Below are 7,852 nucleotides of genomic sequence, written 5' to 3'. Positions count from 1 at the left end.
ATGATAGGCTCTGGATTTCAGAAGAGCAATATCAATTTTAAGTTGAAAACCGAAATCAATAAGCATTTAAGCTTCGATTTCAATACCCGTTTGAACTATCAGATTGTTGATGGCGCAGGAGTTTCTTCGGGGAGCGGTTCGACTACCCGTTTGCGTAATTCGTTGAAGTATGCGCCGGTAAAGGGGATCAGTTCTTTCGGTGTCGATCAGGAGTATGATGACGATGATGATGTTACATCTTCCAGTTTGCTGTATAATCCGGTAGAGTCTACAAATGATGAATACAAGAAACGAAAAAGATTCTCAAATAACTATCAGGCTGCGGTTAATTGGAAAATTATCAAGCCGTTGACTTTTCGGAGTGAATGGGGATATGAATTTAAGCGCGAACATACCGAGCAAGTTTGGGGGCCTTCGACCTCGACTGCTAAAGGAGAAGCCGGTAAACCATCTGCGACTTTTACAAAGGTAGACGGATCTTCATATCGTATCGCTAATACATTGACTTATGATCAGAGAAATTTTGTGAAGGGTCATAATTTGAATATCGTGTTGGGACAAGAGGTTTATGCTCAGGATTCGGAAGAACTGGTAGCTAACTCAAAGTTCTTTCCTCAATCGATGACAACCAGTGAAATATTGGCTATGATGTCGGCGGGAAAGGCTCAGCCTACGGAAACGACGATTGCTTTGCCGAATCGTCTGTCTTCATTCTTCGGACGGATTAACTATTCTGCATTAGATCGTTATTTGGCTACGGTAACTTTCCGTGCCGACGGATCGAGCAAATTTGCAAAGGGTAATCGTTGGGGATTCTTTCCTTCTGCAGCTTTTGCTTGGAGAGTTTCCGGTGAGCCTTTTATGGTTGACTATGACTGGATATCGGATTTGAAAATACGTGTAAGTGTGGGTACTGCCGGAAATAACCGTATCTCGGATGGCCTTTGGAAAAATACTTATAATGGTACGGAGAGTGTGAAGGATTATTATATTAACGGGGAGATCGTTTCTTATTTAGTTCCCGGGAAACAGTTGGCAAATCCGGATCTGAAGTGGGAGACGACATTGACCCGGAATATCGGTGTCGATTATTCGTTTTGGAATTCTCGTGTTTCCGGAGCTCTCGATTTTTATTGGAATACGACACATGATCTGTTGATCGAAGCTCCTATCGCTTCGAGTAGCGGTTATACAACACAATATCAGAATTTCGGACGTACCTCGAATAAAGGGATCGAGTTCAATGTAGATGCCTTGATCGTAAATAAGAAAGATTTTTCTTTGAGTGCATCGTTCAATATCGGCTTTAATAAGAATAGAGTAGAAAAGTTTAAGAACGGAGAATCTAATTATAAAACATATTCTTCTAAGTGGAATGGAAATAGTGCTGCTCCTTTTGATGATTATATTATCCGTGAAGGTGAAGCTGTGGGGCAGATGTACGGGTATATTACCGGAGGTATGTACACTTTTGATGATTTCGATTATATAGGAACGGGGACTTATCCGTATAGATTGAAAGGTGATACTGACGGATCGAAAACAGAAGCGGCTGCTTCTTTGATAGGTGCTAAATATTTTGGTCCTGGATCATTGAAATTGGTAGATAAAGATGGAAATATAGCTACCAGTACGGATGCTAAGACTGTGATCGGAAATGCCAATCCTGATTTGATCGGAGGGTTTAACCTGACAGCTCGTTATAAGGGATTTGACTTGTCGGCATTCTTTAATTTCTCTATTGGTAATGATGTGTATAATGCGAATAAAATAGATAATTCTTGTTATTCCGGATCACGGAAATACAATAATCTTGTAGAAGAGATGAAGAACCGATTTACCTATATCGATCCGGCAACCGGTTATCTGGCATATAATGATCCTGTAAGATTGGCAGAGATCAATAAAAATGCGACGATATGGAGTCCGTATATGACAACTGCCGTTTTACACTCGTGGGCAGTAGAAGACGGATCGTTTTTACGGTTTAATAATCTGACATTGGGTTACACTTTCCCCAAACGTTGGGTTAAGAAACTGGGATTGACTAATCTTCGCATTTACGGAACAGTTTATAATGTTTGCGTGATTACCGGATATAGTGGATTTGATCCGGAAGTAAGTACTCGTAACAGTACGGCCATGACTCCGGGTGTAGATTATTCTGCTTATCCGAAGAGTCGTTCATTCATCGGTGGTGTTAATGTAAGTTTCTGATCGTAGGATGTATAACTCTAAAAATCGATTTAAAATGAAAAAAACAGCATATTTATTATTGTCGGTACTTTGCTTCGGTTTGGTTTCGTGCGAAGATTATTTGGACACGGATTCTGCCTCTTATTTGTCTCCGGATATCGTATACAACTCAATTGCATATACCGATCAGGCAATCTTGGGTATTTATGCTCAATTACCTCAAGATCAGATTTATGGCTCTCGGCTGCAGTTTACCTACGGATCGGGAAGCGATTGTGATACTTATGGAACTTCTAATCCTACGGATACGAAGAATTCCGGTTTGGCAAATTATAACGGGACTTCTGATAATACAGCTATTTCTAAAGAATGGGATGCAATTTATAAGACGATAGAGATGGCGAGTGTCGCTATCGACGGTATCCGAAACAGTGAATTGTTAAAATCCGGAACAGTTGATGAACAAGCTCAAATGAGAGAATATCTTGGGGAGGCTTTGACTTTGCGGGCACTGCTTTATTTTGAAGTGGTTCGGAATTTCGGAGACGTTCCTTTTAAGGATGAGCCGACCAATAGTGATGGGTCGAATATTTATCTGCCGGCAACGGATAGAGATGAAATATATGAACATATTATTGCTGATGCCGAGGAGGCTGCCGGGTATTTGCCTTGGTTGGAATCTTCTGCTAATGTGGAACGTGTGTCAAAGGGTTTTGCTTATGGGTTGGCTGCTCGTATGAGTTTGGCTTGTGCCGGATATTCAATGCGTAATCTTCCGGGCTTCCCTTTGAAAACTCCTGATTTTTCTGTACAGAAGTCTTATTATGAGAGAGCATTGAAAAATTGCAATGCGATTATTAAAGATCCGAATAATCCTCATGGTCTGGAAGACACTTTTGCGAAAGTGTTTGATAACCAGACTCAGCAGAAATATGGAGAGAAGAGTGAAGATCTGTTTGAAGTCGGTCTTGGTCTCGGACTTAGCGGTGAGGTAGGATATACTTCCGGTGTTCGTTTTTATCAAAGTGCGATTTATGGGCGTAATAATTCGGTGCAAGTTGTGACCAATGCTTATTATTTGTATAGTTTTGATCGGGATGATATGCGTCGTGATGTAACTATCGCTCCGTATAATTATAATAAATCGGGAACGGAAAAAGAGGAGATGTTTAGTAATCTGTATGAATTTACGTTTGCAAAGTGGGATGTGCGTAATTTGAAAGCTTATATTACACAGAATAAAGAGGCCACGAATAAATTGATGACGGGTATCAATTGGTGTATTATGCGCTATTCGGATGTGTTGTTAATGGCTGCGGAAGCAAATGTATGGCTTGCGGAGAATGGCGGTGATGGAAACCTTGGTGAAGCCCGTGCTTATGTGAAAGAGGTGCGGAGACGTAATTTCTCTGATGCTTTGCAGGCTACGAAAGTAGATGCTTATGTCGATAATGCTTCTGATTTGATGCAGGTGATCAAGGATGAACGTATGTTTGAATTCGGAGGAGAGGCGATTCGTAAATTCGATTTGATACGCTGGGGAGAATTGAGTCAGAAAGTTGCAGAGTATCGTACGACTTTAAAACAAATGTATGCAGGAGAATATGAGATAACTCTGCCGGAACTTGTTTACTTTAAGTATAATTCCGACGGATCTACTATCGATAAATCGTCTGTCGATTATTTTGGTGAAAACGGTGTTCCTGAAGGTGTAGAAGGAAAAGATTGGGATAGCGTGAATTGGTTTAAGAAAAAGGATACGGATATCGCTAAAGCCAGTGATAAGATCGATGCTATTTTGGGCGGATTGGATAAAGTTTATTATTGTCGTCATCTGTTCCCGATCCATGAATCGACTATCAGCTCATCTCAAGGCAAACTGTCTAACAGTTACGGATTTTAATTAACCATTAATACTACGTGAAAATGAAGAATATAAAATATATAATTTTGTCTTCGGTCATCGTACTGGCAACGGGGCTTGTTTCTTGTCTCGATTCGGAGTTCGATGTGGATGAAAGCTATAATCGGTTGTTTTCTCCGGTCTCTTTTGAGACGACGAATGAAACTTCGACGACTGTCGATTTTACATGGAAAAATATTCCGGCAGCCAGCTATTATCTTATAGAGCTGAGTCTTACGGAAGATTTTGCCGAAGTTTATAAAACATACGGAGAGAATCAGGAAATAACAACAAATGCTTATACGGCAACGGGGCTTACTCCGAATACGGATTATTGGGCACGTATCAAGTGTATGTCTACTCAGGGAATACCTGAATCTAAGTATTCTCAGGTGATAACTTTTACTACAAAAAAACTGGTAAACGTGGAATTTTCTACCACGGTAGATGCTACATGGATACGTTTGTCATGGATAGTTCCGGAGGGATCGGTCAATAATGTGACAAAGATTGTTTTAAAAGATGCTGCGGGTGCGATCGTAAAGTCGGTTGAGGATGCTGCGGAGTTAGCTGATAATACTCTTCTTTTTGAAAATCTGACCGCATTGACGACTTATCATTGGGAGGCTTATGACGGGGCGACACTCTTCGATGAAGATGATGTAACAACTTTGCCCGATGTGCTTCCGGGTACCGATATTATAGAAATCGATAACACGACTACTGAGAATATCAATACATTGATAGCGGCAACTACACAAGGGAATATTTTGATCAAAATTGCTGCGGGGACAACTTTGAATGTAGTAACGGAAGATGGCTCTGATACCGGCTTTATCATTCCGGTGGGTAAATCTGTAACGATAAAAGGTATTGTTACTGAAGCGAACCGAACCAATTTGCCGATAATTAAAATGAAAGAATTCAATTTTACTCAAATGCCGTCTCTGACTCTTGAGAATGTTCATATTATCGGTTCTGGGACGCAAGCTTCTTATGTGATAAAAGGTGAGGCAGATCAGACTCAACTCGATAAGATAGAGATCGATAATTGCATTATCGAAAATATGCGTGGAATATTCAGCTTACGCAGTACGTCGCCGTTAGCTCCGGAAGTTACGGTAAATAATACGACAATAAGAGATCTGAAAGATTATGGAGTATTCCAAAGTGAAGCCAGTGCGGGAGGAGGATATAAATCGATTGTCGTAACTAATTCGACGTTCGATGGCATTCAGTATTTATTACGGGCAAAGAATGCTCCTACGGCTTATAATGTTATTTCATTCTCGGATTGTACATTTAATAAGACGGTTTTGGATGGCAAATATTTAGTAGATTTAGCTAATGCCACTCAATCTTTGACTACATTCGAGTTTGTAAATTGTATTTTCGGGTCGGCTTATTCGGGAACTCCTAAAGTGACTAAAGCTCCGACCAAACCGACATTTACGAATTGTTATAAAACAACAGATTTTGCTCCTTCATCGATGGATGGTGTAATCGATTATGAAAAGTCGGCGGCAGATTTGTTTACTGATCCTTCTTCCGGAAATTTCTTGATTAAGGATGCATCCTTTATTGGAAAGGATAGTGCCGGTGATCCTATTTGGAGACCATAATACGCTTTAAATACTTGGATGAGAGAAGGGGTGTCCGGATATTACGGATGCCTCTTTTCGTTTTTATTCTATTCTAAATTTTCCGATAAGGAAATATTATCAGGTTATTTTCGAATTTTTTACTTGTCGGATAACCTGCTATCCTCCTCGTAAAAACGAAAGAAATTCTCGAACCGATCCCCGAGTAAAACTTTGACAAGCTCTTAATTTTCAAAACTTATTTTTATATTAATTTTTTGATGTACCTTTGAGGACACACAAAACAGACGAATATGACAAAAATAGGAACAACCTTATCTGAAGTCGGTAAAAAAGCTCTTCTATGCGGTTCAGGAGAGTTAGGTAAAGAAGTTGCAATCGAATTGCAACGGTACGGAGTAGAAGTCGTAGCTCTGGATAAATATCCTAATGCTCCGGCTATGCAAGTAGCTCATCGTTCATATGTCCTTTCGATGTTGGACGGAGTACGTTTACGGGAAATTATAGAGGCGGAGAAGCCTGATTATATTATTCCGGAAGTAGAAGCGATCGCTACTTCTACTTTGGTGGAACTTGAAAAAGAAGGGTTTCATGTTACTCCTACGGCGAATGCCGCTTATCTGACGATGAATCGGGAGGGGATTCGCCGATTGGCAGCCGAGACTTTAGGTATAAAGACTTCGACATATAAATTTGCTTCGACTCGGGAAGAGTTTAATGAGGCGGTTAAAACAATCGGAGTCCCGTGTGTGGTGAAGCCTATTATGAGTTCTTCAGGACACGGACAGAGCCTTGTGCGTTCGATGGCAGATATGGATAAAGCGTGGCAGTATGCACAGGAAGGCGGCCGGGCGGGAGCTGGTCGTGTAATTGTCGAGGGATTTGTGGATTTCGATTACGAGATTACGTTATTGACCGTGCGGCATATAGGAGGGACGACCTTTCTTAAACCGATCGGACATCATCAGGTCGACGGTGATTATCGGGAGTCTTGGCAACCGCAAGCTATGAGTGCAGAAGCGTTGAAACGGGCAGAAGAGATTGCCGGGAAAATAACGAACGCATTAGGCGGCTGGGGAATTTTCGGTGTGGAATTGTTTGTGAAAGGGGATGATGTGATTTTCAGTGAAGTTTCCCCGCGCCCTCATGATACGGGTATGGTAACAATGATTTCTCAAGATTTGTCGGAGTTTGCTTTGCATGCCCGTGCTGTTTTGGGCTTACCTGTTCCGGGAGTACGTTTTTATCGTCCTTCGGCTTCGAAAGCTATTGTTGTAGAAGGAGATACGGATAAGGTAGAATTTGATAATCTGGAAGAAGTGTTGTCCGAACCGGATGTTCAATTGCGTATTTTTGGTAAAGCGGAAGTGAAAGGACACCGTCGGTTGGGCGTGATTCTTGCCAGTGCCGATACAGTGGAGGAGGCGCTGGCTAAAGCGGAACGGGCTTATAAGAAACTAAAAATAAATGTTCTTCCCAGATAATGAATTATCTGGCACATATTTATCTTTCGGGCAGTTCTCCGCAAATTAGAGTAGGCGGCTTTATCGCAGATGCTGTTAAAGGAGGTATTCCGGAACATTATCCGTATAAGTTGAGATCAGGAATTCGTTTGCATCGTTTGATAGATAATTATACCGACCATCATCCGCTTGTACGGGAGATGGTCGCTCTTTTAAATCGGGAGTTCGGACGGTATGGCGGTATTCTTCCCGATCTTTTTTTCGATCATTATTTAGCAAGAGATTTCGGAGATTATTCCTCAGTTTCCTTGTCTTCTTTTTCCCGAAAATTTTATTTTGATTTAGTTTTGAATTATTCTTATTTGCCCGTCCGTATCCGGCGTTTTATGTGGCATTTTATATTCACTAACCGGTTGTGCCGTTATCGTACCGTAGAAGGGCTGATGGAATCTGTCGGAATTATGGTAGAGTATCGGGGTATGCCTTTCGATATAAATAAATTGCAACAATATTTTGTCGATAACTATGATTATTTTCAAGACTGTTTTTATTCTTTTTTTCCGGATGTGACGAATTATGCAGAGAGTATGAGACCGGAGGAGTGTAGTCGGTGAAGATTTAGACAGGCTTTTAGAGGGACATTCAGTAAATAATATAAAATCAGCCAACTAATTCATACACAAAGTGTT

Annotated in this window: 5 protein-coding genes; all 5 read left to right on the top strand. The window is 40.9% G+C overall.

The window, feature by feature from the left end; genetic code table 11:
- Nucleotides 1–2,217, top strand: a 2,217-nt coding sequence (locus tag AC1WHX_RS08885) for a SusC/RagA family TonB-linked outer membrane protein (RefSeq protein ID WP_481229180.1), incomplete at its 5' end; no start/stop codon positions are given.
- A 34-nt stretch (nucleotides 2,218–2,251) separates the two neighbouring features.
- Complete coding sequence (locus AC1WHX_RS08880; RefSeq protein WP_022390359.1) at nucleotides 2,252–4,099, top strand: RagB/SusD family nutrient uptake outer membrane protein; 1,848 nt, start codon at nucleotides 2,252–2,254, stop codon at nucleotides 4,097–4,099.
- Nucleotides 4,100–4,122: 23 nt separating this feature from the next.
- Nucleotides 4,123–5,721, top strand: a complete 1,599-nt coding sequence (locus AC1WHX_RS08875; RefSeq protein ID WP_009319623.1) for a DUF5123 domain-containing protein — start codon at nucleotides 4,123–4,125, stop codon at nucleotides 5,719–5,721.
- A gap of 272 nt (nucleotides 5,722–5,993) precedes the next feature.
- A complete protein-coding gene (gene purT, locus AC1WHX_RS08870; protein ID WP_009319624.1) occupies nucleotides 5,994–7,184 on the top strand; it encodes a formate-dependent phosphoribosylglycinamide formyltransferase in 1,191 nt (396 codons plus the stop codon).
- Nucleotides 7,184–7,777, top strand: coding sequence for an acyl carrier protein phosphodiesterase (locus AC1WHX_RS08865; protein ID WP_303116942.1), 594 nt, complete (start codon nucleotides 7,184–7,186; stop codon nucleotides 7,775–7,777). Before purT ends, AC1WHX_RS08865 begins: the two co-directional genes overlap by 1 nt.
- Nucleotides 7,778–7,852: the final 75 nt, after the last annotated feature.

Source organism: Coprobacter sp., assembly GCF_982436375.1.
The sequence above is the reverse complement of the archived record's forward strand: the minus strand, read 5'-3'. Positions and strand labels throughout refer to the sequence as shown.